The organism is Methylobacterium sp. Leaf123 (genome assembly GCF_001423405.1).
GTDB lineage: Bacteria > Pseudomonadota > Alphaproteobacteria > Rhizobiales > Beijerinckiaceae > Methylobacterium.
Map to the genome: position 1 here is coordinate 208,386 of NZ_LMNS01000039.1, position 23,778 is coordinate 232,163.

The 23,778-nt window shown below is 68.9% G+C and carries 18 protein-coding genes; 9 read left to right on the forward strand and 9 right to left on the reverse strand.

The features are described from left to right. Positions 1–62: 62 nt before the first annotated feature. The 7 genes from lpdA to ASF53_RS23100 all read right to left on the reverse strand — a co-directional run bounded on the left by lpdA (position 63) and on the right by ASF53_RS23100 (position 10,501). Positions 63–1,466, reverse strand: a complete 1,404-nt coding sequence (gene lpdA, locus ASF53_RS23070) for a dihydrolipoyl dehydrogenase (RefSeq protein ID WP_056204455.1) — start codon at positions 1,464–1,466, stop codon at positions 63–65. 195 nt (positions 1,467–1,661) lie between these two features. Then, a complete protein-coding gene (gene odhB / locus ASF53_RS23075; RefSeq protein ID WP_056204458.1) occupies positions 1,662–2,987 on the reverse strand; it encodes a 2-oxoglutarate dehydrogenase complex dihydrolipoyllysine-residue succinyltransferase in 1,326 nt (441 codons plus the stop codon). An 83-nt stretch (positions 2,988–3,070) separates the two neighbouring features. Next, complete coding sequence (locus tag ASF53_RS23080) at positions 3,071–6,061, reverse strand: 2-oxoglutarate dehydrogenase E1 component (RefSeq protein WP_056204461.1); 2,991 nt, start codon at positions 6,059–6,061, stop codon at positions 3,071–3,073. Positions 6,062–6,286: 225 nt separating this feature from the next. Next, positions 6,287–7,174, reverse strand: a complete 888-nt coding sequence (sucD, locus tag ASF53_RS23085; RefSeq protein ID WP_012253228.1) for a succinate--CoA ligase subunit alpha — start codon at positions 7,172–7,174, stop codon at positions 6,287–6,289. Between the two features lie 8 nt (positions 7,175–7,182). Continuing rightward, positions 7,183–8,379, reverse strand: a complete 1,197-nt coding sequence (gene sucC, locus ASF53_RS23090) for an ADP-forming succinate--CoA ligase subunit beta (RefSeq protein ID WP_056204463.1) — start codon at positions 8,377–8,379, stop codon at positions 7,183–7,185. A 76-nt stretch (positions 8,380–8,455) separates the two neighbouring features. Continuing rightward, positions 8,456–9,418: a malate dehydrogenase gene (gene mdh / locus ASF53_RS23095; RefSeq protein ID WP_056204466.1), complete on the reverse strand. Its 963-nt coding sequence runs from the start codon at positions 9,416–9,418 to the stop codon at positions 8,456–8,458. A gap of 351 nt (positions 9,419–9,769) precedes the next feature. Beyond that, entirely contained in the window at positions 9,770–10,501 is a 732-nt protein-coding gene (locus ASF53_RS23100) for a TetR family transcriptional regulator (RefSeq protein ID WP_056204468.1), read from the reverse strand. 251 nt (positions 10,502–10,752) lie between these two features. Between ASF53_RS23100 and aroB the strand changes: the two genes are divergently transcribed. Both aroB and rlmN read left to right on the forward strand, forming a co-directional pair. Beyond that, positions 10,753–12,492, forward strand: a complete 1,740-nt coding sequence (aroB, locus tag ASF53_RS25445) for a 3-dehydroquinate synthase (RefSeq protein ID WP_082482943.1) — start codon at positions 10,753–10,755, stop codon at positions 12,490–12,492. 124 nt (positions 12,493–12,616) lie between these two features. Further along, positions 12,617–13,894 (forward strand): dual-specificity RNA methyltransferase RlmN, encoded by a 1,278-nt coding sequence (rlmN, locus tag ASF53_RS23110; RefSeq protein ID WP_056204471.1) that lies wholly within the window; start codon positions 12,617–12,619, stop codon positions 13,892–13,894. Between the two features lie 44 nt (positions 13,895–13,938). Here the strand turns inward: rlmN and ASF53_RS23115 are convergent, their stop codons facing one another. Then, a complete protein-coding gene (locus ASF53_RS23115) occupies positions 13,939–15,558 on the reverse strand; it encodes a phosphoenolpyruvate carboxykinase (protein WP_056204474.1) in 1,620 nt (539 codons plus the stop codon). Positions 15,559–15,870: 312 nt separating this feature from the next. Here ASF53_RS23115 and recR point away from each other — a divergent pair, with 312 nt between their 5' ends. From recR to truA, 7 genes are all read left to right on the forward strand, one after another. Continuing rightward, complete coding sequence (gene recR / locus ASF53_RS23120) at positions 15,871–16,476, forward strand: recombination mediator RecR (protein WP_056204478.1); 606 nt, start codon at positions 15,871–15,873, stop codon at positions 16,474–16,476. Between the two features lie 200 nt (positions 16,477–16,676). Then, the gene (locus ASF53_RS23125) at positions 16,677–18,008 is read left to right on the forward strand and encodes a glycosyltransferase family 87 protein (RefSeq protein ID WP_286134663.1); all 1,332 of its coding nucleotides are present in this window, start codon (positions 16,677–16,679) and stop codon (positions 18,006–18,008) included. Positions 18,009–18,017: 9 nt separating this feature from the next. Beyond that, entirely contained in the window at positions 18,018–19,391 is a 1,374-nt protein-coding gene (locus ASF53_RS23130) for an FAD-binding oxidoreductase (RefSeq protein WP_082482944.1), read from the forward strand. Further along, entirely contained in the window at positions 19,391–20,128 is a 738-nt protein-coding gene (locus tag ASF53_RS23135) for an SDR family oxidoreductase (protein ID WP_056204480.1), read from the forward strand. The genes ASF53_RS23130 and ASF53_RS23135 overlap by 1 nt, the downstream gene beginning before the upstream one ends. Positions 20,129–20,254: 126 nt before the next feature. Then, the gene (locus tag ASF53_RS23140; protein WP_056204483.1) at positions 20,255–20,770 is read left to right on the forward strand and encodes a peptide deformylase; all 516 of its coding nucleotides are present in this window, start codon (positions 20,255–20,257) and stop codon (positions 20,768–20,770) included. Positions 20,771–20,780: 10 nt separating this feature from the next. Next, complete coding sequence (fmt, locus tag ASF53_RS23145) at positions 20,781–21,710, forward strand: methionyl-tRNA formyltransferase (RefSeq protein ID WP_056204486.1); 930 nt, start codon at positions 20,781–20,783, stop codon at positions 21,708–21,710. A 13-nt stretch (positions 21,711–21,723) separates the two neighbouring features. Beyond that, a complete protein-coding gene (gene truA, locus ASF53_RS23150) occupies positions 21,724–22,482 on the forward strand; it encodes a tRNA pseudouridine(38-40) synthase TruA (RefSeq protein WP_056204489.1) in 759 nt (252 codons plus the stop codon). Here the strand turns inward: truA and dapE are convergent. After that, positions 22,467–23,630: a succinyl-diaminopimelate desuccinylase gene (gene dapE / locus ASF53_RS23155; protein WP_056204491.1), complete on the reverse strand. Its 1,164-nt coding sequence runs from the start codon at positions 23,628–23,630 to the stop codon at positions 22,467–22,469. The two genes, truA and dapE, sit on opposite strands and share 16 nt — an antisense overlap. Positions 23,631–23,778: the final 148 nt, after the last annotated feature.

Here is a 23,778-nt window from a genome sequence, read left to right on the forward strand (position 1 = left end):
CGGAGCGGTCTCTCAGCTTGGCGGCCGCCGGACCCGGTGAGCCGGGTCCGGCGATGACGGGATCAGACGTGGATCGCGCGCTTGTCGACGGCGAGCGCGGCTTCCTTGATCGCCTCGGTCAGCGTCGGGTGGGCGTGGCAGGTGCGGGCGATGTCCTCGGCGGAGGCCGCGAACTCCATCGCCACCGCGACCTCGGCGATGAGGTTGCCGGCATCCGCTCCGACGATGTGCACGCCGAGCACCCGGTCGGTCTGCGCATCCGCGAGGATCTTCACGAAGCCGTCGGTGGTGCCGTTGGCCTTGGCCCGGCCGTTGGCGGTGAAGGGGAACTTGCCGACGTTGTAGGCGATCCCGTCCTTCTTCAGCTCCTCCTCAGTCTTGCCGACCGAGGCAACCTCGGGGAAGGTGTAGACCACGTTCGGGATCACGCCGTAATTCACGTGGCCCGACTGTCCGGCCAGGATCTCGGCGACCGCGACGCCCTCGTCCTCCGCCTTGTGGGCGAGCATCGGCCCGGCGATCACGTCGCCGATGGCGTAGATGCCGGTGACGTTGGTGGCGTAGTGCGCGTCGGTCTCGATGCGGCCCTTGTCGTCGGTTGCCACACCCACCGTCTCGAGCCCGAGCCCTTCCGTGTAGGGCACGCGGCCGATGGCCACGAGCACCACGTCGGCCTCGAGCTTCTCCGGCTCGCCGCCCTGCGCCGGCTCGACCGTGATGGTCGCGCGGCCCTTCTTGCCGACCTCGACACCGGTCACCTTGGTCGAGAGCTTGAAGACCATGCCCTGCTTGGCCAGGATGCGCTGGAACTGCTTGCCGACCTCGCCGTCCATGCCCGGTAGCACGCGGTCGAGATACTCGATCACCGTCACCTCGGCGCCGAGGCGGCGCCAGACCGAGCCGAGTTCGAGCCCGATCACGCCCGCGCCGATCACCACGAGGCGCTTGGGCACCTCGGCGAGTTCGAGCGCGCCGGTGGAGGACACCACCGTCTTCTCGTCGATCTCGACGCCCGGCAGCCGGGTCACGTCGGAGCCGGTGGCGATGACGATGCTCTTCGTCTCCAGCAACTGGTTGCCGCCGTCATCCGAGATCACCTCGACGCGTCCGGCTCCGGCGATGCGGCCGCGGCCGTGATAGGTATCGACCTTGTTCTTCTTGAGCAGGAACTCGACGCCCTTGGTGTTGCCGTCGACGCCGCTCTGCTTGAAGCTCTGCATCTTGGTCAGGTCGAGCTTGGGCGTGCCGACATCGATGCCCAGATCACCGAAATGCTTGTTGGCCTCCTCGAAGGCTTCCGAGGCGTGCAGCAGCGCCTTGGACGGGATGCAGCCGACATTGAGGCAGGTGCCGCCGTGGGTCGCCCGCTTCTCGACCACCGCGGTCTTCAGCCCGAGCTGGGCCGCGCGGATGGCGCAGACATAGCCGCCGGGGCCGGTGCCGATGACGATGAGATCGTAGGACATGCAGTCTACCTGATACGGCGAAAGAGAAGGTGGATCGGCCAGCGCGTCGCGCGAAACGCGATGAACAGCGCTAGGCAGAGCGCCGCCAGGAACGACGCCGAGGATGCCGCAGCAAACAGCCGGTGCAGCGGTTCGAAATCACCCGCCGCGGCAGCGGGCCCGCTCAGGCGAGCGGGCACCGCGGATCGACCAATCTTAGAGGTCGAGGACGAGGCGAGCCGGATCCTCCAGGGCTTCCTTGACGCGAACGAGGAAGGTCACGGCCTCCTTCCCGTCGACGATGCGGTGATCGTAGGAGAGCGCCAGATACATCATCGGCCGCGCCTCGATTTTTCCGCCCCGCACGACAGGGCGTTCTTCGATGCGGTGCATGCCCAAAATGCCCGATTGCGGGGCGTTGAGGATCGGCGTCGACATCAGCGAGCCGTAGATGCCGCCATTGGTGATCGTGAAGGTGCCGCCCTGCATCTCGTCGATGGAGAGCTTGCCCTCGCGGGCCTTCTTGCCGAAGCCGGCGATCTTCTTCTCGATGCCGGCAATCGAGAGGTCGTCGGCGTCGCGCACCACCGGCACGACGAGGCCCTTATCGGTGCCAACCGCGATGCCGATATGGTAGTAGTTCTTGTAGACGAGGTCCTGCCCGTCGATCTCGGCATTGACCGCCGGCACGTCCTTGAGGGCGCCGATCACCGCCTTGGTGAAGAAGCCCATGAAGCCGAGCTTCGTGCCGTGCTTCTTCTCGAAGATGTCCTTGTACTGCGAGCGCATCGCCATCACCGCGCCCATGTCCACGTCGTTGAACGTGGTCAGCATCGCCGCCGTTTCCTGGGCGCTCTTGAGGCGCTTGGCGATGGTCTGGCGCAGCTTGGTCATCCGCACGCGCTCTTCGCGCGCGGCGTCGTCCGGCGCGGAGGGGGCGCGCGGCGGGGCCTTCGTCTCGCTCTTGGCTTCCTGAGCCGGCGCCTTCTGGCCGTTCTTGTCGATCGCGGCGAGCATGTCGCCCTTGGTCACGCGGCCGTCCTTGCCGCTGCCGTTGAGGCTGGCCGGATCGATGCCGGATTCGCGGGCGAGCTTGGCCACCGCCGGGCCGCTGTCGTCGGCCGGGCGCCCGTCCGTGGGCGGGGCGTCGCCGTGGCTGCCATAGGAGGCGGAGGATTCCTGGGCGCGCGCGTCGTCCTTGGCCGGCTTGCTCTCGCCCTTCTCCTCGCGGGATTGCGTCTTCGTCTCGGCCGGCTCGGCGCTCTTCGGAGCGGGCTTCGCGTCCGATTTTCCTGAACCCTTGCCGCCCTCGACGATCGAGCCGAGCACCGCGCCGGGCTCCACCGTCTCGCCGTCCTTGACGAGGATCTCGCCGAGTTCGCCCGCGGCCGGGGCGTTCACTTCAAGGGTGACCTTGTCGGTCTCGAGTTCGACGAGGGGCTCGTCGGCGGCCACGGTGTCGCCGGGCTTCTTGAACCAGCGGCCGATCGTGGCCTCACTGACGGATTCGCCGAGCGTGGGGACGAGGATGTCGGTCGCCATAATATGTCTTCACCGCAGTTTCGGGGCGCGCATCGAGCCGGCGCGGCCCCGGTTGGTGGGTCGGTCGAAAAGGGCCGGCGGCGTCAGACCGCCAGCGCCTCGTTGAGGAAGGCCTGGAGCTGGGCGAGGTGCTTCGACATCAGGCCGACCGCGGTCGAGGCCGAGGCCGGGCGGCCGACATAGCGGGCGCGCTTCGAGGCGGAGCCGGCCTGGCCCAGCACCCAATCGAGATAAGGCTCGACGAAGGTCCACGAACCCATGTTCTTGGGCTCTTCCTGGCACCACACCACCTCCGCGTTGCGGAAGCGGGTCATCTCGTTGGCCAGCGCCTTGAGCGGGAACGGGTAGAGCTGCTCGACGCGCATCAGGTAGACGTCGTTGACGCCGCGCTTCTCCCGCTCCTCGTAGAGGTCGTAATAGACCTTGCCCGAGCACAGCACGACGCGGCGGATCTTGTCGTCGCGCACCAGCTTCACGCCGTTCTCGTCGTGCTCGGCGTCGTCCCACAGGATGCGGTGGAAGGTCGAGCCGTCGGCGATGTCCTCGATCTTCGAGACCGCCCGCTTGTGGCGCAGCAGCGACTTCGGCGTCATCAGGATCAGCGGCTTGCGGAAATCGCGCTTCAACTGACGGCGCAGGATGTGGAAGTAGTTCGAGGGCGTCGAGCAGTTGGCGACCTGCATGTTGTCCTCGGCGCACATCTGGAGATAGCGCTCCAGACGGGCGGACGAGTGCTCCGGTCCCTGGCCCTCGTAGCCATGGGGCAGCAGCATCACGAGGCCGGACATGCGCAGCCACTTGCGCTCGCCCGATGAGATGAACTGGTCGATGACGACCTGCGCGCCGTTGGCGAAGTCGCCGAACTGCGCCTCCCACAGCACCAGGGAGTTCGGCTCGGCCAGCGAGTAGCCGTACTCGAAGCCGAGCACCGCCTCCTCGGAGAGCATCGAGTTGATGACCTCAAGGCTCGCCTGCCCCTCGCGCAGGGAGTTGAGCGGCGTGTAGCGCTGCTCGTTCTCCTGATCGATCACCACGGCGTGGCGCTGGGAGAAGGTGCCGCGCTCGACGTCCTGGCCCGAGAGCCGGACCCGGTGGCCCTCGATCAGCAGCGAGCCGAAGGCGAGCGCCTCGGCGGTAGCCCAATCGATGCCAACACCGGTCTCGACCGCCTTGGCGCGGTTGTCGAAGAAACGCTGGATCGTGCGGTGCAGGTGGAAGCCCGGCGGGGGCGTGGTGATCCGGGTGGCGATGTCGCGCAGCGTGTCGAGCGGCACGCCGGTGCGGCCGCGGCGGGGATCGTCCACGTCTTCGCGTACGGCCTTGAAGCCGGACCAGCGGCCGTCGAGCCAATCGGCCTTGTTGGCCTTGTAGCCGCCCGCGACCTCAAGCTCGCTTTCCAGCATCGCGCGGAACTCGGCCTTGCGCGCGTCGAGCTGCTCCTGGGTCAGGTCCCCCTGCGCCACGAGCTTCTTGCCGTAGGTCTCCAGCGCGGTCGGATGCTTGCGGATCCGCTGGTACATCTTCGGCTGGGTGAAGGCCGGCTCGTCGCCCTCGTTATGGCCGAAGCGGCGGTAGCACAGCATGTCGATTACGACCGGCTTGCCGAATTTCTGCCGGTACTCGACCGCGACCTTCGCCGCGAAGGTCACCGCCTCCGGGTCGTCGCCGTTGCAGTGGAAGATCGGCGCTTCCACCATCTTCGCCACGTCGGACGGATAGGGCGAGGAGCGCGAGAAGCGCGGATCGGTGGTGAAGCCGATCTGGTTGTTGATGATGAAGTGGATCGAGCCGCCGGTGCGGTGACCCTTCAGGCCCGACAGACCGAGGCATTCCGCGACCACGCCCTGGCCGGCAAAGGCCGCGTCGCCGTGGATGAGGAGCGGCAGCACGCGGCGGCGCTCGACATTCGGCTTGGCCTTCTGGTCCTGCTTGGCGCGCACCTTCCCCAGCACCACCGGATCGACGATCTCGAGGTGGGACGGGTTGGCGGTGAGCGAAAGGTGGACGGTGTTGTCGTCGAAGGCGCGGTCGGACGAGGCACCGAGATGGTACTTCACGTCGCCCGAGCCCTCAACCTCGGCGGGAGAGGCCGAGCCGCCCTTGAACTCGTGGAACACCGCGCGGAAGGGCTTGGCCATCACGTTGGTGAGCACGTTCAGCCGGCCGCGATGGGCCATGCCGAGCACGATCTCCTCGACGCCGAGCGCGCCGCCGCGCTTGATGATCTGCTCCATGGCCGGGACCATCGACTCGCCGCCGTCGAGGCCGAAGCGCTTGGTGCCGGTGTACTTGAGGTCGAGGAACTTCTCGAAGCCCTCGGCTTCGATCAGCTTGTTCAGGATCGCCCGCCGGCCTTCCGGCGTGAACGAGATTTCCTTGTCCTTGCCCTCGATGCGCTCCTGGATCCACGCCTTCTCCTCAGGATCGGAGATGTGCATGAATTCGACGCCGAGCGTCTGGCAGTAGGTGCGCTCCAGGATCGCGACGATCTCGCGGATCGTCGAGAATTCCATGCCGAGCACGTTGTCGAGGAAGATCTTGCGGTCCCAGTCGCTCTCTTGGAAGCCGTAATGCTGCGGGTGCAGCTCCTCGTGGTCGCCGCGCGGGGCGAGCCCAATCGGGTCGAGCTTGGCGTGGAGATGGCCGCGCATGCGGTAGGCGCGGATCAGCATGATCGCGCGCACGGAATCCTTGGTGGCCTGCTCCACCGAGACACCGGTGGCCGCGACGATGGCCGCGCCCTTGGTCGAGTCGCCGGGCTTGCCGGGCTGAGCCTTGGCCTGGATCTTGTCGCCGAGCGACTTTTCCAGGGCGCCCCAGTTGCCGTCGAGCGCCGAGACGATCTCGCCATTCGCCACGACCGGCCAGTTCGGCTTGGCCCAGGACGCGCCCTCGGCGTTCTTCTTCACCAGGGCGCTGTCCTCGCCCAGATCCTTGAAGAACTGCTGCCACTCGGGATCGACCGAGTTCGGATCGCGGGCATAGGCCGCCTGCAGCTCCTCGATCCAGGTGGCGTTGGCCCCGTAGAGGAAGGAGGTTCGAAGAAGCGCTTCGTTCGCGTCCTGGCGTGCCATCGCTGCCTGTCCTGCCGCTCGGGCGGCGCTGTCTTGAGCCTGCCGCCGCGTCGAGTTCGATCCGGCGCGTCGATCCGAACGAGGTCTCAGAACCCCGCTTCGCGCCTCCGGATCAGGCCGGGGCACGGTCGCGCCCCGACATGTTCTTCCATATGGGTCGCCCGAGCACGCGTGCGGTGCAACACAGCCGCGCAGGTCCCGGTTACAGACCCCCTCAACTCTTCATCACCTGGACTTCAACACGTCCACGAGCGTGGAGCCGAGCCGGGCCGGCGAGGGCGAGACGCGGATGCCCGCGGCTTCCATCGCCGCGATCTTGTCCTCGGCGCCACCCTTGCCGCCGGAGATGATCGCGCCGGCATGGCCCATGCGGCGGCCGGGGGGCGCCGTGCGGCCGGCGATGAAGCCGACCATCGGCTTCTTGCGGCCGCGCTTGGCCTCGTCGGCCAGGAACTGCGCCGCCTCTTCCTCGGCCGAGCCGCCGATCTCGCCGATCATCACGATCGACTCGGTCTTGGGGTCGGCCAGGAACAGCTCCAGCATGGCGATGAATTCGGTGCCCTTCACCGGATCGCCGCCGATGCCGACGGCGGTGGTCTGGCCGAGCCCCTCGACGGTGGTCTGGAACACCGCCTCGTAGGTCAGCGTGCCGGAGCGCGAGACGATGCCAACCGAGCCCGGCTTGAAGATGTTGGCCGGCATGATGCCGATCTTCGACTGGCCCGCGGTGACGACGCCGGGGCAGTTCGGCCCGATCAGGCGCGACTTCGAGCCTTCCAGCGCGCGCTTGACCCGCACCATGTCGAGCACCGGGATGCCCTCGGTGATGCAGACGATCAGCGGAATCTCCGCCTGGATCGCCTCGCAGATCGCATCGGCCGCGCCCGGCGGCGGCACGTAGACGACGGAGGCGTCGGCGCCGGTGGCCTCGCGCGCCTCGGCCACGGTGTCGAACACCGGCAGGCCGAGATGGGTGGAGCCGCCCTTACCCGGGCTTGTGCCGCCGACCATCTTGGTGCCGTAGGCGATGGCCTGCTCGGAATGGAAGGTGCCGTTCTTGCCGGTGAAGCCCTGGCAGATGACCTTGGTGTTCTGGTCGATGAGAATGGACATCTGTCAGCTCAACCCTTCTTCACGGCGGCGACGATCTTCTGCGCGGCGTCGTCCAGATCATCCGCGGGGATGACGTTGAGGCCGGAGTTCCGGATGATCTCCTTGCCCTCCTCGACGTTGGTGCCTTCCAGGCGCACCACGAGCGGCACTTCGAGGCCGACCGCCTTCACCGCCGTGATCACGCCGCGGGCGATGACGTCGCATTTCATGATCCCGCCGAAGATGTTGACGAGGATGCCCTTCACCTGCGGGTCGGCGGTGATGATCTTGAAGGCCGCGGTGACCTTCTCCTCGGAGGCGCCGCCGCCGACATCGAGGAAGTTCGCCGGCTCCTCGCCGTAGAGCTTGATGATGTCGAGCGTCGCCATGGCGAGGCCGGCGCCGTTGACCATGCAGCCGATGGTGCCGTCGAGCGCGATATAGGCGAGGTCGTATTTCGAGGCCTCGATCTCCTTGGCGTCCTCCTCGGTCTCATCGCGCAGGGCGACGATCTCGGGGTGGCGGTAGAGGGCGTTCGAGTCGAAGGAGATCTTGGCGTCGAGGCACTTGAGACCGCCCTCGCCGGTGAGCACCAGCGGGTTGATCTCCAGCATGCTCATGTCCTTGGCCGTGAAGGCCGCGTAGAGCTTCTCGGTGAGCGCGCCCGCTTCCTTGGCCTGGGGCCCGGACAGGCCGAGCGCCTTGGCGACGGCGCGGCCGTGATGGGGCATGATGCCGGTGGCCGGATCGACCGAGAAGGTGACGATCTTCTCAGGGCTGTCGTGGGCGACCTGCTCGATATCCATGCCGCCTTCCGTCGAGACGACGAAGGCGACGCGGCCGGTCTCGCGATCGACCAGCATCGACAGATAAAACTCGGCGGCGATCGAGGCGCCTTCCTCGATGTAGAGGCGGTTGACCTGCTTGCCGGCCTCGCCGGTCTGCACGGTCACGAGCGTCTGCCCGAGCATCTCGCGGGCGAACTGCACCACCTCGTCCTTGGACTTGGTGACGCGCACGCCGCCCTTGGCGCCCTCGGGCGCGCCCTTGAAGGTGCCCTTGCCGCGCCCACCCGCATGGATCTGCGACTTCACCACCCAGACCGGGCCGCCGAGCTCATCGGCCGCCGCAGCGGCCTCCTCCGGCTTGAAGATCGGCACGCCGCGGGAGACGGGCAGGCCGAATTCCTTCAGGACAGCCTTTGCCTGGTATTCGTGGATGTTCATCGAGACCTCGTCGGACGGGCAGGAGGGAGGGCTGAGCGGGCGGCTCGAGCCTCCCGCCGCCGAGCCTGACGGCGCTTTAGGCGAGCTTGTCGTTGACGCTCTTGCAGGCCTCGATCAAGCCCTTCACGGAATTGACCGACTTCTCGAACATCGCCTTCTCGTCCTCGTTGAAGGTCACTTCGAGGACACGCTCGACGCCGTTCTCGCCGATCACCACCGGCACGCCGACATAGAGGCCGTCGATGCCGTACTGGCCGTCGAGATAGGCTGCGCAGGGCAGCACCCGCTTCTTGTCGCGCAGGTAGCTCTCGGCCATCGCGATGGCGGAGGCGGCGGGGGCGTAGAAGGCCGAGCCGGTCTTGAGGAGGTTGACGATCTCGCCGCCGCCCTTGCGGGTGCGCTCGACCATGGTGTCGAGCTTCTCCTGGGTGGTCCAGCCGAGCTTGACCAGATCGGTCAGAGGCACGCCGGCCACCGTCGAGTAGCGGGTCAGCGGCACCATGTCGTCGCCGTGGCCGCCGAGCACGAAGGCGGTCACGTCCTCGACCGAGACGCCGAACTCCTCGGCCAGGAAGTGGCGGAAGCGGGCGGAGTCGAGCACGCCGGCCATGCCGACGACCTTGTTGGTGGGCAGCCCCGAGAACTTCTGCAGCGCCCACACCATCGCGTCGAGCGGGTTGGTGATGCAGATCACGAAGGCGTCGGGCGCGTGCGCCTTGATGCCGGCGCCGACCGCTTCCATCACCTTCAGGTTGATGCCGATGAGGTCGTCGCGGCTCATGCCGGGCTTGCGCGGCACGCCCGCCGTCACGATCACCACGTCGGCCCCGGCAATCGCGGAATAGTCGCTGGCGCCCGAATACTTGGCGTCGAAGCCATCGACGGGAGCGGATTCGGCGATGTCGAGCGCCTTGCCCTGCGGCACGCCGTCGACAATGTCGAACAGCACCACGTCACCGAGTTCCTTGAGACCGGCGAGATGAGCCAGCGTGCCGCCGATCTGTCCGGCGCCGATGAGCGCGATCTTGCTGCGTGCCATGGATGGTCTAGCCTCCGGTCGGAATTCGCGACGGTTCGGAAAGGGGAGCAGCGAGAGTGTGGATGGTGCGCTGCGTTCGAACCTTCGCCGATCAATTCTGATGGGGGCGGTGTTTGGCGGAAAAGCCACAGAGCTTCAACCCGACCCAGTTTCGGATGAGCGGGGCTGTACCGAGGCCGGACGACGTGTCGAACCCGGAAGGTCTCAATAAAAGCTCCTTGTTTCCAGGGGCTTATGTCGCCCCGGCCGATCGAAGCGCAGCCGGCAAGGTGTCGGTGACAGGTTTTATATTCTGTCATTGAGTGGCATCCCGGTCCCGCCGCGATGCAGCACTGAGATCATATTCCGTATTCAGAAAGTCCCGGTCCGCAGCGCCCGCTGGATCGATTGGATCACCGCGCCGAGCCGGGCGTCGAGCAGGTCGCGGGGCACATCCGCGTCGTGCTGGATCGCGACCGGATGGGTGAAGCGGTAGCTCGCGTCGAAGATGACGGCGATGGCCCGTTCACGGTCGCGGGCGGCGAAGACGCCGGTGCCGATGCCTTCTTCCACCACGCGCTCGACGAGCGCGCGCAGCCGCACGCGATGGCGGCGGGCGATCGGACGGGAGGCGACGGTGGCATCGAGATGCACGGCGAACAGGTTCGGTTCGCGGGTCAGCATCTCGCTCTGTGCGCTGGCCAGCGCGCTGACGAAGCGCTCGATCTTGTCATCGGCCGGATCGGGCGCGTCGGCGATGCCGGCGAGTTCCGTCTCCAGATCGCGCAGCCAGCGCCCGGCGACGGCATCGAGCAGGGCGTCCTTCGAGGGGAAGTAGCGGTAGACATTGGCATGGGTCATGCCTGCTTCCGCCGCGACCGCGACCACCGTCACCCGTTTCGGACCGAGCCGGGTCAGATGCTCCGTGGCGATGGCGAGCAGCCGGGCATCCGTCGAGACCGGTGTGGACCGGGCGCGGGCGGCCGGGCCGGTGAGGCGCGACGATCGCGGAGGGCTGCCACGGGGATCGGAGACCGGATCGCACGCCTCCCTCTCGCTCTCGGCCAGGGTGACGGGAAGGGTGAGAGATCCATACGGCAACATCATTTTCCCGGCACAGAGACAACAAGCGTGGGGGCACTCGACCAAGCGAGCCTGATCGAGAGCGGTGCCGTCCCACGCGCTCGCGTATCAGCCTTCCCCTCCGCGCGGCACTTTGCAACCCCTCCCGGACCCGGTTTTTCTGCGGATCCCGTTTGGATTGCACTAAAGGTGCGATCGTAGGGCTTTCGACTCGGCGTCGACGACGGTACCGGACGCTTCGCCGCGTCCGCAAAACCGTCTATGACCGCCCGATGATCTTCCCCCTGCCGCCGGCGCCGGCGCCCGGCGAACCCATCGAAGCACGTCTGCGCCGCGGCCTCGGAGCCCGGTCGATCGTGCTCGTCGGTCTGATGGGGGCGGGCAAGAGCACCGTCGGGCGCCGGCTCGCCGGCCGCCTCGGACTGATGTTCAAGGATGCCGACCACGAGATCGAGGCGGCGGCCAAGCTCACCATCGCCGACATCTTCACCATCTACGGCGAGGCCAGCTTTCGCGAGGGCGAGGAGCGGGTCATCGCCCGTCTGCTGCGCGAGGGGCCGATGGTGCTGGCCACCGGCGGCGGCGCCTTCATGCGCGAGGCGACGCGGGCGCGGATCGCCGAGGGGGCCATCTCGGTCTGGCTCAAGGCCGACCTTGAAGTGCTGATGCGTCGCGTGCGCAAACGCAACACGCGCCCCCTGCTCCAGACCGAGGATCCGGAGGCGACCATGCGCACGCTGATGGAGGTGCGCCATCCGGTCTATGCCCAAGCCGATGTCACGGTGCTGTCCCGCGAGGTGTCCCACGACCGCGTGGTGGAGGACGTGATGGAAGCTCTCGATATCCACATCAACCCGTCTCATACGACACAATCACAACATTTGACATTCCCCATGGCGCAGCAACCATCGCGTGTGCACGTTCCCCTGTCGGGTGGGCGCGAATACGACATTCGAATCGGCCGAGGCCTCATCGATGCGGTGGGCGCAGAGGCGCGGGATCTCGGTGCCCGGGCCGCCGGCATCGTCACCGACGAGACGGTCGCCGGCCTCTATGGCGAGCGGGTGCGGGCAAGCCTCGAAGCCGCCGGTTTGCGCTGCGGAATCATCGCCGTCCCGCCGGGCGAGTCGTCCAAGAGCTACGCGGAATTTGCTCGGGTCTGCGACGGGCTCCTGGCCCAGAGGATCGAGCGCGGGGACCTCGTCGTGGCGCTCGGCGGTGGGGTGGTCGGCGACCTCGCGGGCTTCGCGGCGGCCTCCCTGCGGCGCGGCGTCCGCTTCCTCCAGGTTCCGACGACGTTGCTCGCACAGGTTGATTCTTCGGTCGGCGGAAAGACCGGAATCAACTCGCCGCTCGGCAAGAATCTCATCGGCGCCTTCCACCAGCCCCGCCTCGTGCTGGCCGACACCGCCGCCCTCGATACGCTCTCGGAGCGCGAGATGCGGGCGGGTTACGCCGAGGTCGCCAAGTATGGCCTGATCGGGGATGCGGGCTTCTTCGAGTGGTGCGAGGCGAACTGGGCCGGCATCTTCTCCGGCGGGCCGGAGCGCGACGAGGCGGTCGCCGCCTGCTGCCGCGCCAAGGCCGGGGTCGTGACCCGTGACGAGCGCGAGGACGGCGAGCGGGCCCTGCTCAATCTCGGCCACACCTTCGGCCACGCCCTGGAGCGGCTGACCGGCTACGACGCGGCCCGCCTCGTCCACGGCGAAGGCGTCGCGATCGGTCTGGCGCTCGCCTTCCGCTTCTCGGCCCGGCTCGGCCTCTGCCCCGGCCAGGATGCGGGGCGCGTGGCCAACCACCTCGCGCTCGCCGGCCTGCCGACCCGCCTGCAACAGGTGCCGGGCGGGGCCGGCGACCCGGACGCGCTCCTCGACGCCATGGCCCAGGACAAGAAGGTCCGCGACGGGCAGCTCACCTTCATTCTCGCCCGCGGCATCGGCGAAAGTTTCATCGCGCCGGGGATCGACGCGGCGGAGGTGCGCGCGTTCCTTGAGGCGGAGTTGCAGGACTGAAGCGCTCCGCGCGAAACCAGCGCTCCTTGCGAAATCTCGGCCTCTCCCCGGAAATGGGCGCAGTCGCGTTCCTGCCCGAATGCGCCTATATGAGAGCTGTTCCAGCTTCCTAAGGTCTAGAGCCATGGCGACGGCGTCGTTCGACTCCGCCCCGGGCGCATCGCGCGCCCTCCCCGCAATCGAGAAGGCGCCCGAGGTCACGGCCCTCTCGACCCTGCCCGGCCGCAAGGCCTCCCTCGTCGGCCTCACGCGCGAGGGCTTGAAGCAGGCGCTGCTCGGCATGGGCGTGCCCGAGCGCGAGACGCGGATGCGGGTGAGCCAGATCTGGCATTGGATCTACGTGCGCGGCGCGCACGAATTTTCCGAGATGACCAATGTCGGCAAGGGCCTGAAGGCGCAGCTTGCCGACCACTTCACGCTGGAGCGCCCGGAGGTCGTCACCGCGCAGGTCTCGCGCGACGGCACCCGCAAATGGCTCCTGCGCATGGCACCCACCGGCGCGCATGACCACAACCGCGGCGCCGAGATCGAGTGCGTCTACATCCCCGGCGACGACCGCGGCACGCTCTGCGTCTCTTCCCAGGTCGGCTGCACGCTCACCTGCTCGTTCTGCCACACCGGCACGCAGCGCCTCGTGCGCAATCTCTCGACGGCGGAGATCGTCGCGCAGGTCGTCGTCGCCCGCGACGCGCTCGGCGACTTCACCGGCCAGATGCCGGGCAAGGATGGCGGCGAGCCCGGCCGGCTCGTCACCAATATCGTCTTCATGGGCATGGGCGAGCCGCTCTACAATCTCGACGCGGTGATCGACGCCATCGCGGTGATGTCGGACCAAGAGGGCCTCGCCCTCTCGCGGCGGCGCATCACGGTCTCGACCTCCGGCGTGGTGCCGCAGATCGAGCGGCTGGGGCTGGAAGCCAACGCCATGCTGGCGATCTCGCTGCACGCCGTGCGCGACGAGTTGCGCGACGAGCTGGTGCCGCTTAACCGCAAATACCCGATCGCGCAGCTGCTCGACGCCTGCCGGAACTATCCGGGCCTCAGCAACGCCCGGCGCATCACCTTCGAATACGTGATGCTGAAGGGCGTCAACGATTCGGATGCCGATGCCCGCGCCCTGGTGCGGCTGCTCAAGGGCATCCCGGCCAAGATCAACCTGATCCCGTTCAACCCCTGGCCCGGCTCGAAATACGAGTGCTCGGATTGGGAGCGGATCGAGCGGTTCTCGGAATTCGTGTTCAATGCCGGCTATGCCTCGCCGGTGCGTACCCCGCGCGGGCGCGACATCCTGGCGGCCTGCGGCCAGCTCAAGAGCGAGACGGAGAAGCTGCGCGCCCGCGCCCGGATGATGCTCGAAGAGGGCATGGGCGCCGAGGCCGTCTACGCCGATCAGGTCGACTGATTGTCGGGCCCCTCCCCGCTCGCGCGGGGAGGGGCTGTGATCGCTCAGGCCGCGATCGCGGCGGCGACCGGCTCGGCGGCGCGCACGTCGGCATCGACGTGGCTCTCGAAGCGCTTGAAGTTCTCGCGGAACATCGTGACGAGGCGCGTGGCCGTCTCGGCGAAGGCCACCTTGTTGGTCCAGGTCTCGACCGGCGCCAGCACCTGCGTCTCGACGCCGGGCACCTCGACGGGCACCGAGAAGCCGAAATACGGGTCGCGGCGGAACTCGACCTGCGCCAGCGAGCCGTCGAGCGCCGCCGAGAGCAGACGACGGGTGACGCGGATCGGCATGCGCCGCCCGGTGCCGACCCCGCCCCCGGTCCAGCCGGTATTGACGAGCCAGCAATCGACGCCGTGCTCGGCCATCAGCTCGCGCAGCAGGTTGCCGTAGACGCTGGGGTGACGCGGCATGAACGGCGCGCCGAAGCAGGTCGAGAAGGTCGCCTCCGGCGCCGTCAGCCCGCGCTCGGTGCCCGCCACTTTGGCGGTGTAGCCCGAGAGGAAGTGGTACATCGCCTCGGCGCCCGTGAGCTTGGCGATCGGCGGCATCACGCCGAAGGCGTCGCAGGTCAGCATCACGATGTTCTTCGGATGCCCGGCCCGGCCGGTGGCGCTCGCATTGGCGATGAAGTCGAGCGGATAGGCGCAGCGGGTGTTCTCGGTCAGCGTCGCGTCGTCGAAATCCGGCACGCGGGTGAGCGGGTCGATGACGACGTTCTCCATCACCGTGCCGAAGCGCTCGGTGGTGGCGTAGATCTCCGGCTCGGCGTTGCGCGAGAGCCGGATGGTCTTGGCGTAGCAGCCGCCCTCGAAGTTGAAGATGCCGTCCCGGCTCCAGCCGTGCTCGTCATCGCCGATCAGTTGGCGCGAGGAATCGTTCGAGAGCGTGGTCTTGCCGGTGCCGGACAGGCCGAAGAACAGGGCCGAATCACCGGTCTCGTCGAGGCTGGCATTGGCCGAGCAGTGCATCGGCATCACGCCCGCGCCGGGGAGCACATAATTGAGGTAAGTGAAGACCGACTTCTTCATCTCGCCGGCATAGGCCGAGCCGCCGATCAGCACGATTTTCTGCGAGAAATCGATGGCGATGACGGTCTTGGAGCGGCAGCCGTGCCGGGCCGGATCGGCCTGGAAGCTCGGCAGGTCGATGATCGTCAGTTCGGGCACGTAGGCGGCGAGCTCGTCGCGCTCGGGCCGGATCAGCAGGTTGCGGATGAACAGCGAGTGCCACGCGAACTCGGTATAGACCCGCGCCCGCACCCGGTGGGCCGGGTCGGCGCCGCCGAACAGATCCTGGGCGAACAGTTCCTTGCCGCGGGCATGCGCGCGGAAGTCGTCGAGCAGGGTCGCGAACTGGTCGGGCGTGATCGAGCCGTTGTTGTCCCACCAGATCTCGTTCTCGGTGCTGGCATCGCGCACCACGTACTTGTCCTTGGGCGAGCGGCCGGTATGGCTGCCGGTGGTCGCCACCAGCGCGCCGCCGCGGGCAAGCTGTCCCTCGCCGCGTTGCAGGGCCTCCTCGTAGAGGCGGGGCGCGCCGAGGTTCCAGTGGACGGCGGCGAGATCGGTCAGTCCGATCGCCTCCGGGCCGTGGGCTGCGTTGAATTCACCGATGGTCTTCACGGATAGTTCCTCCCTCACGGCCCCTGATCGCGCCGTCACGCCGGTCGGCCCGGCTGTTTCGCGTTCTCGGTAGGGCGTCCGTGCGGTCGCTCAGGGCCGCCGCACGCAGGTTCTCCGCCCCGTCCGTTCAATGGATCGGTCTCCGGCTTGGCCGTCAACTAATCCTTGGTATGGGTTCAAATAAAATTTGCACGCCGGCTCCCCATGCAGCGGCCAAGCTGTCGGAATCCTGAACGGGCAAAATCCCGGCGGAAGGCTTATGTGAGGGAAGGCGCCCGCCGCTCCCCTCAGCCACAGCCGTTTCGCACCCGCATGCCCCAAGCCGTCGCCGGCCCCGAGATCGAGCGCCTGATCCAGCTTCTCGGGCGCATGCCGGGGCTCGGCCCCCGCTCCGCCCGCCGGGCCGCGCTCCAGCTCATCAAGAAGCGCGAGACCCTGCTCGCACCGCTCGCCGACGCGATGCGTGTCGCGGCCGAGCGCATCGTCGTGTGCCGCTCCTGCGGCAACGTCGATACCAGCGAGCCCTGCACGATCTGCCGGGACGAGACCCGCGACCCCACCACCCTCGTCGTGGTCGAGGACGTGTCCGACCTCTGGGCGCTGGAGCGTTCCGGCGCGGTCAAGGCGCGCTACCACGTGCTCGGCGGCGTGCTCTCGGCGCTCGACGGGGTGCGGCCCGAACACCTCACCATCGCCCGTCTCGTGGAGCGGGCGGGCGAGCCGGGGGTGAAGGAGATCATCCTGGCGCTCAACGCCACCGTCGACGGCCAGACCACGGCTCACTACGTCACCGAGTCGATCAAGCAATTCGGGCTGACGGTCACCCGCCTCGCCCACGGCGTGCCGGTCGGCGGCGAGCTCGATTATCTCGACGAGGGCACCCTCACGGCGGCGATCCGCAGCCGCACGGCGTTCTGAAGGGCTCCGTGCGAAACCACGGACTCCGGCCGGACGACCCCGTCATACGACGCGGCAGGAAATCCGACCGAGGGCCCGTTTCCCTGCCTCCGGCGGACGCCCGCCGCGGCGCGGGCAATCGAACGACGGGTTCACCCTCGACGGCCATAACGGCTTCTTAAATCGCCCCGTGACAAAGCTTGTCGCGGACCGGCGCGGTTGTGCCGAAGGACAAGATTCCCGGCACGGACCGCTTCGGCTCGACCATGATGGATCTCCGATCAGAGCAGGATCCTGGCCGCGCACCGAGGCTTCACGAGCGGCTGGCCACCCCCTTCGTGGTGCGGATGCTCCTCCTCAGCCTCGCAGCCCTCATGCTCAGCAAGGGGCTCCGCTACGCCGGGTTGCTTCCCGCCCAGGACATCACGGATTTCGACGCCTTCCACATCGCCGGTCGGATGGTGTGGCGGGGCGACATCGCGCAGGCCTACCATCTTCCGGCCCTGCTGGAGGCCCAGCGGGCTCTCACGGGCGATCAGGCCTTCCTGCCCTGGACCTACCCCCCGCCCTTCAACCTCGTCGTGGCGCTGCTGGCACCCCTGCCGATCAGTCTCGCCTATCTCCTCTTCGTCGGCTCGACGCTCGCCGCCTACCTCCTCGTCCTGCGCCGGCTCGCCGGCCCGCATTTCGCGACCGTCATTGTCGCGCTGGTGCCGACCCTCTTCATCGCGGTGGCCGGCGGCCAGAACGGATTTCTCACGGGCACGCTGATCGGGCTGACGGCTCTCGGCCTCTTGGGGGGGCGGGCGCTGGCCGGGCTGCCGCTCGGCCTGATGGTGATCAAACCGCATCTCGCGGTCGGGCTCGCGGTCTGCGCCCTCCTGATGCGCCGCTGGCGATGCCTCGGGGTCGCCGCTGCGACGACCGCGCTCGCTCTGCTCCTCTCTACCCTCGTGCTCGGCCCGGCGATCTGGCCGGCTTTCTTCGGCGGTGTGGAAGAGGCCAAGACGTTTCTGGCCGCGGGGGCCTACCCGCTTTTCCGGATGGTCTCGGTCTATGCGTGGCTGCGCAGCCTCGACCTGCCGGCCGGCCTCGCTCTGGCGGCCCAGGCGGCGACGGCCGTGGCGGTCCTCGGCCTGATTCCGCTCGCGCTCTGGCGAGGAATGCCGCGGCGGCAGGTGATCGGCCTCGCTGCGTTTGCGAGCCTGTTCGTCAGCCCCTACGCCTACGATTACGACCTGCCGCTCTACGGCGTCGCCCTCGCCCTGCTGCTGCCCGATCTTCTGGGATGGGCGAGCCGCGGGGAGGAGGTCGCCCTGCTCGTGCTCGGCTGGATGGTCGGCGGCCACGGCTTCGTCGTGGGGGCGGTGCATGAAGCCCTGGGCGGAACGGACGCCGCCGCCTCGGTCGAGGTCTCGTTGGCCGCCCCGCCCTTCCTCCTCCTGCTCGCGCTGGTCTGGCGCATCCTGCGTCGGGGACAGACCGTGCAGGCCATGGCTGTGACCGATCCGGCGCAGACGAGGATCGGACCGGCCGGACCGGTTCCTGCCTGAGAGCCGGCGATGCACGCAAACCCGGCCCTCACCGAGGCGAGCCCGAAGATACAGGGCGCGCGGACGATCTCCGGCTGGGGCCGGTATCCCCGCGCGGCCAGCGAAATCCTGGTGGCCGATGCGCCCGAAACCCTGCCCGCGCTCCTGCGCGGCCGGCGCGGGGTGATCGCCCGCGGCGCCGGGCGCGCCTACGGCGACGCCGCCGTCGGCCAGCGCACCACATGCCTGACCGGCGCCCTCGATCGGCTGCGCAGCTTCGATCCCGCCACCGGGCGGCTGCGGGCCGAGGCCGGCGTCATGCTCGCCGACATCGTCCGCACCTTCCTGCCGCGGGGCTTCTTCCCGCCGGTCGTGCCCGGCACGCAGTTCGTGACCCTGGGCGGGATGATCGCCTCCGACGTCCACGGCAAGAACCACCACCGCGAGGGCGGCTTCGGCACCCATGTCGAGGCGCTGACCCTGCTGACGCCCGACGGGGTGCCGCGCCCCTGCTCGCGCGAGCAAAACCCCGATCTGTTCGCCATGACGCTCGGCGGGATGGGGCTGACCGGCACGATCCTCGACGCGACCTTCCGCCTGCGGCCGGTCGAGAGCGGCTGGATCGACCAGCAGACCCGCGTCGCCGCCGACCTCTCGGCGATGCTGCGGGCGCTGGATGAGGACGACGCGGCAACCTACTCCGTCGCCTGGATCGATTGCCTCGCCCGCGGGAGCGCCCTGGGGCGCGGCCTCGTCTATCGCGGCGAGCATGCCGGCCGGCAGACCTGCCGCGCCGCCGGGCGCGACCTCTTCCCGATCCCCGCCCGCGGCTGGCTCACGGTGCCGCCGGGCTTGCCGGGCTGGACGCTGAACCGCGCCTCGGTCACGGCCTTCAACGCGACGTATTTCCGCCGCGGGGCGGCGGCCGACGCCTCCGCCCTCGTGCCGTGGCAGAGCTATTTCTTCCCCCTCGACGGGTTGGCGGCCTGGAACCGCCTCTACGGCGCCCGCGGCTTCGTGCAGCACCAATGCGTCGTCCCCCGGCGCGGCGCCGAGGCGGTGCTGTCCGAGATGCTCGACCGGGTCGCCCGCCTCGGCACCGCCTCGCCGCTGGCGGTGCTCAAGCGGCTGGGCTCGGGCGGTGGGTGGCTGTCCTTCCCGATGGAGGGCTACACGCTGGCCCTCGACCTGCCGGCGACGGCCGCGACGCTCGCCCTGCTCGATGAACTCGACCGCAGCGTCGTTGCCGCGGGCGGGCGGCTCTACCTCGCCAAGGATGCCCGGCAGAGCCGCGACACCTTCGAGGCGGGCTATCCCGCCCTCCCCGCCTTCCGAGACCTCCGGCGGCAGCTCGGCGCCGACGGGGTGCTCGCCTCCCGCCTCTCCGCGCGCCTGGGATTGTGATGTCCGGAACCCTGCTCCTCGTCGGGGCCACCTCCGATATCGGCCACGCCGTGGCCGCGCGCTATGCCGAGGCCGGCTGGCGCATTCTGCTGGCGGCGCGCGATCCCGAGCGGGCGCAGCGCAACGCCGACGATCTCGAAGCGCGCCACCGGGCCGAGGTCGCGCTGCTGCGCCTCGATATCTTCGAGAGCGAGCGCTTCGCCGCGTGGCTCGACGGGCTGCCGGTCTTGCCCGACACCGTGGTCTGCGCGGTCGGCGAACTCGGCGACCAGGGCCGGGCCGAGGCCGACCCCGCCCATGCCGAGCAAGTGCTGCGGACGAATTTTCTGGGGCCGTCCCTGCTGCTCGGCCTTGTCGCCGAGCGCTTCGCCGCGCGCGGAAGCGGCACGATCGTCGGCATCAGCTCGGTCGCCGGCGACCGGGGGCGCGGATCGAACTACGTCTACGGCGCGGGCAAAGCCGGCTTCACCGCCTTCCTCTCCGGCCTGCGCAACCGCCTGACCAAGAGCGGAGTCCGGGTGGTGACGGTGAAGCCGGGCTTCGTCCGCACCCGGATGACCCGCGGCCTGCGCTTGCCGCCCCTGCTGACCGCCGAGCCCTCCGAGGTCGGGCAGGCGGTCTATGCCGCCGCGCAAGGGCGTGGGAGCGATGTCGTCTACGTGCGCAGGGTCTGGCGCCTCGTCATGACGGTGATTGGCGCGATTCCCGAGCCGGTCTTCAAACGCCTCAGTCTATGACGGCGCCGCCGACGCAAGCCGGCCGGCCCCGGCATTTGACCACCCCGGCCCTGCCGCCTATCTGCGGTTGGTGAAACGCCTTTTCAGGCTCCTGCCCGCGCTCTCGCCCATCCCAGCCCGGAAACCATGACCGTCCGCCCCCTTGTGATCCTGCCCGACGCGCAGTTGCGCCTCACCTCCGAGCCGGTGGCGGCCGTCACCGACGAGATCCGGACGCTGGCCCGCGATATGATCGAGACGATGTACGACGCCCCCGGCGTCGGCCTCGCCGCGATCCAGATCGGGGTGGCCAAGCGGGTCGTCACCATCGACACCTCGAAGGACGAGAACGCCAAGAACCCCACCGTCTATCTCAACCCGGAGATCGTCTGGGTATCGGAGGAGAAGCGGGTCTACGATGAGGGCTGCTTGTCGATCCCCGAATTCTACGGCGAGGTCGAGCGGCCGGACCGCGTCCGGGTGCGCTACATGAACCTCGACGGACAGACCGTGGAGCAGGAGGCCGACGGCCTGCTCGCGACCTGCCTCCAGCACGAGATCGACCACCTCAACGGCGTCTTGTTCATCGATCACCTGTCGAAGCTGAAGCGGGATCGGGTGATGAAGAAGTTCACCAAGGCCGCCAAGCGCGACGCCGCCTGACGAAGGTCCGATGCGCATCGTCTTCATGGGAACGCCGGATTTCGCCGTTCCCACCCTCGACCGTCTCCACGCCGACGGGCACGCGATCGCCGCCGTCTATACCCGCGCCCCGGCCAGAGCCGGCCGCGGCATGGGCCTCAAGCTCTCTCCGGTCCATGCCCGCGCCGAGGCGCTGGGCATTCCCGTGTCGACGCCGACGACCCTCAAGACCGCGGAGGCGGCGGACGCGTTCGCCGCCCACGGCGCCGATGTGGCGGTCGTCGTCGCCTACGGCATGCTGCTCCCGCAACCGATCCTCGATTTGCCGCGCTTCGGCTGCCTCAACCTGCACGGCTCGCTCCTGCCGCGCTGGCGCGGGGCCGCGCCGATCCAGCGGGCGGTGATGGCGGGCGATGTGGAGAGCGGCGTCGGCGTGATGCGGATGGAGGCCGGGCTCGATACCGGGCCGGTGGCGATGGAAGCGCGCGTGCCGATTTCCGAAGGCATGACCGCGGGCGAGCTGCACGACGCGTTGATGCCGCTCGGCGCCGACCTGATGGGGCGGGCGATCCACGCGCTGGAACGGGACGGCCTCACCTTCACGCCGCAGGCGGAGGAGGGCGTCGTCTACGCCCACAAGATCACCAACGAAGAGGCGCGGATCGACTGGTCGCGCCCGGCGGCGGAGGTCGCGCGCCACATCAACGGGCTGTCGCCGTTTCCGGGGGCCGCGTTCGAGGCCGATCTCGGCAAGGGCGCAGAGCGGGTGAAGGTGCTACGGGCCGTCACCGCCGAGGGGGCCGCCGCACCTGGGACGCTGCTCGATGCCGCTGCCACGGTGGCTTGCGGCACCGGCGCGGTGCGGCTCCTCGAACTGCGCCGGGCCGGCAAGGGCGGCACCGCCAGCGGCGAGGAATTCTTGCGCGGGGCGCGGCTGGCCGCGGGGGCGCGGCTCGGGTGAGCGCGCAAGCCTGATGCCCCGCTACAAGCTCGTCATCGAGTACGACGGCGCCCCGTTCCGCGGCTGGCAGCGTCAGACCGACGATCCGACCGTACAGGGCGCCATCGAGACCGCCGTGACACGCTTCTCCGGCGAGACGGCGCGGCTCACCTGCGCCGGCCGCACCGATGCGGGCGTGCACGCGATCCATCAGGTCGCCCATCTCGATCTTGCGAAGGCGTGGCGCACCGACACCGTGCGCGACGCGCTCAACGCGCATCTGCGGCCGCAGCCGGTCTCCATCCTCTCGGCCGAGATCGTCGGACCGGAGTTCGACGCGCGGCACTCGGCGATCCGGCGGCATTACCGCTACCGCATCCTCAACCGGCGCAGCCCCGCCGCGCTCACCCGCGCCCATGTCTGGCAGGTGCATTGGCCGCTCGATGCCGAGCTGATGCACGTGGCGGCGCAGCGGCTCCTCGGCCACCACGATTTCACGGCGTTCCGCGCCGCCGAGTGCCAGGCCAAATCGCCCATGCGCACGCTCGAACAGCTCGACGTGACCCGCCAGCGGATGGGCCTTTTCGAGGAGATCGTGATCGCGACCTCGGCGCGCTCGTTCCTGCACCATCAGGTGCGGGCCATGGCCGGCACGCTGATGCTCGCGGGCTGCAAACGCCTCTCCGCCGACGATGTGGCGGAGATTCTGGCGACGGGGGCCAAGCACCGCTGCGGCCCGCTGGCGCCGGCCTGCGGGCTGACCTTCGTCGGGGTCGATTACGACGAGAAGTAAACGTCCAGCACCCGCCCGTAGATCGCGGTGAGCCGCTCCAGATCCGCCACCGCCACCCGCTCGTCGGTCTCGTGCATGGTCCGCCCGACAAGGCCGAACTCGATCACCGGGCAGGCATCCTTGATGAAGCGCGCGTCCGAGGTGCCCCCCGTGGTGGAGAGCGCCGGGCGCCGTCCGGTCTCGGCCTCGATCGCATCCGCCACCCGATCGACGAAAGCGTCGGGCTGCGTCAGGAAGGCGGGGGAGTTCGAGGGCTGAAGGTCGAGGCTGAACCGCACCGTGGTGCCGGCCGCCGCCTCCAGCCGCCGCCGGATCTCAGCGCCAAGCGTGTCGGCGGTCCAGTCGTCGTTGAAGCGCACGTTGAACACGGCCTTGGCCGAGGCCGGGATCACGTTGGTGGCCGGGTTGCCGACATCGATCGTCGTGAATTCGAGGTTCGACGCGTCGAAATGCGCGGTGCCGCCGTCGAGCGGTTCGGCGGTCAGCGCCGAGGCGAGGCGGAGGAGGCCGGGGATCGGGTTCTCGGCCCGGTGCGGATAGGCGACGTGGCCCTGGCGCCCGTGCACGGTGATGCGCCCGGTGAGCGAGCCGCGCCGGCCGATCTTGATCATCTCGCCGAGGGTATCGGGGTTGGTCGGCTCGCCGAGCAGGCAATGGTCGAAGCGTTCGCCGCGCGCCCGCGCCCAGTCGAGCAGCTTGACGGTGCCGTTGACCGCCGGCCCCTCCTCGTCGCCCGTGACGAGGAAGGCAATGGAGCCGCCGAAATCCGGCCCGTGCCGGTCGAGGAAGGCGAGCGTCGCGGCGAGCATGCAGGCGATGCCGCCCTTCATGTCCACCGCACCGCGCCCGTAGAGGAAACCGTCGGCGACTTCGCCTGAGAACGGTCCGTGGGTCCACGAACCCACCTCGCCCGGCGGCACCACGTCGGTATGGCCGGCAAAGACGAGGACCGGGCCTGCGGTGCCGAAGCGGGCGTAGAGATTCTCGATGTCCGGCGTGCCGGCTTGCGAGAAGACCGGGCGCTCGACGGAGAAGCCCGCCCGCGAAAGACGATCCGCCAGGAAGGACAAGGCGCCGCCCTCCTCCGGGGTGACGGAAGGGCAGCGGATCAGCACCTGGGCGAGGGCAAGGGGGGAGTGATCGGACAAGGGCGGTCCCGGTGGCTCGCTTCTCCCATCCGCTCCCTCATCCTGAGGTGCCCGCGCCAGCGGGCCTCGAAGGATCGTCCAGTTGCGGTGCGATCCCTGGAGGATCCTTCGAGGCTGCTCCGCAGCACCTCAGGATGAGGGAGCGGGT

What these genes read in the sequence shown, in the direction of transcription:
- lpdA (WP_056204455.1), bottom strand. Translation starts at nt 1,466, where the DNA reads ATGTCCTACGATCTCATCGTCATCGGCACCGGCCCCGGCGGCTATGTC.
- odhB (WP_056204458.1), bottom strand. Translation starts at nt 2,987, where the DNA reads ATGGCGACCGACATCCTCGTCCCCACGCTCGGCGAATCCGTCAGTGAG.
- ASF53_RS23080 (WP_056204461.1), bottom strand. Translation starts at nt 6,061, where the DNA reads ATGGCACGCCAGGACGCGAACGAAGCGCTTCTTCGAACCTCCTTCCTC.
- sucD (WP_012253228.1), bottom strand. Translation starts at nt 7,174, where the DNA reads ATGTCCATTCTCATCGACCAGAACACCAAGGTCATCTGCCAGGGCTTC.
- sucC (WP_056204463.1), bottom strand. Translation starts at nt 8,379, where the DNA reads ATGAACATCCACGAATACCAGGCAAAGGCTGTCCTGAAGGAATTCGGC.
- mdh (WP_056204466.1), bottom strand. Translation starts at nt 9,418, where the DNA reads ATGGCACGCAGCAAGATCGCGCTCATCGGCGCCGGACAGATCGGCGGC.
- ASF53_RS23100 (WP_056204468.1), bottom strand. Translation starts at nt 10,501, where the DNA reads ATGTTGCCGTATGGATCTCTCACCCTTCCCGTCACCCTGGCCGAGAGC.
- aroB (WP_082482943.1), top strand. Translation starts at nt 10,753, where the DNA reads ATGATCTTCCCCCTGCCGCCGGCGCCGGCGCCCGGCGAACCCATCGAA.
- rlmN (WP_056204471.1), top strand. Translation starts at nt 12,617, where the DNA reads ATGGCGACGGCGTCGTTCGACTCCGCCCCGGGCGCATCGCGCGCCCTC.
- recR (WP_056204478.1), top strand. Translation starts at nt 15,871, where the DNA reads ATGCCCCAAGCCGTCGCCGGCCCCGAGATCGAGCGCCTGATCCAGCTT.
- ASF53_RS23130 (WP_082482944.1), top strand. Translation starts at nt 18,018, where the DNA reads ATGCACGCAAACCCGGCCCTCACCGAGGCGAGCCCGAAGATACAGGGC.
- ASF53_RS23135 (WP_056204480.1), top strand. Translation starts at nt 19,391, where the DNA reads ATGTCCGGAACCCTGCTCCTCGTCGGGGCCACCTCCGATATCGGCCAC.
- ASF53_RS23140 (WP_056204483.1), top strand. Translation starts at nt 20,255, where the DNA reads ATGACCGTCCGCCCCCTTGTGATCCTGCCCGACGCGCAGTTGCGCCTC.
- fmt (WP_056204486.1), top strand. Translation starts at nt 20,781, where the DNA reads ATGCGCATCGTCTTCATGGGAACGCCGGATTTCGCCGTTCCCACCCTC.
- truA (WP_056204489.1), top strand. Translation starts at nt 21,724, where the DNA reads ATGCCCCGCTACAAGCTCGTCATCGAGTACGACGGCGCCCCGTTCCGC.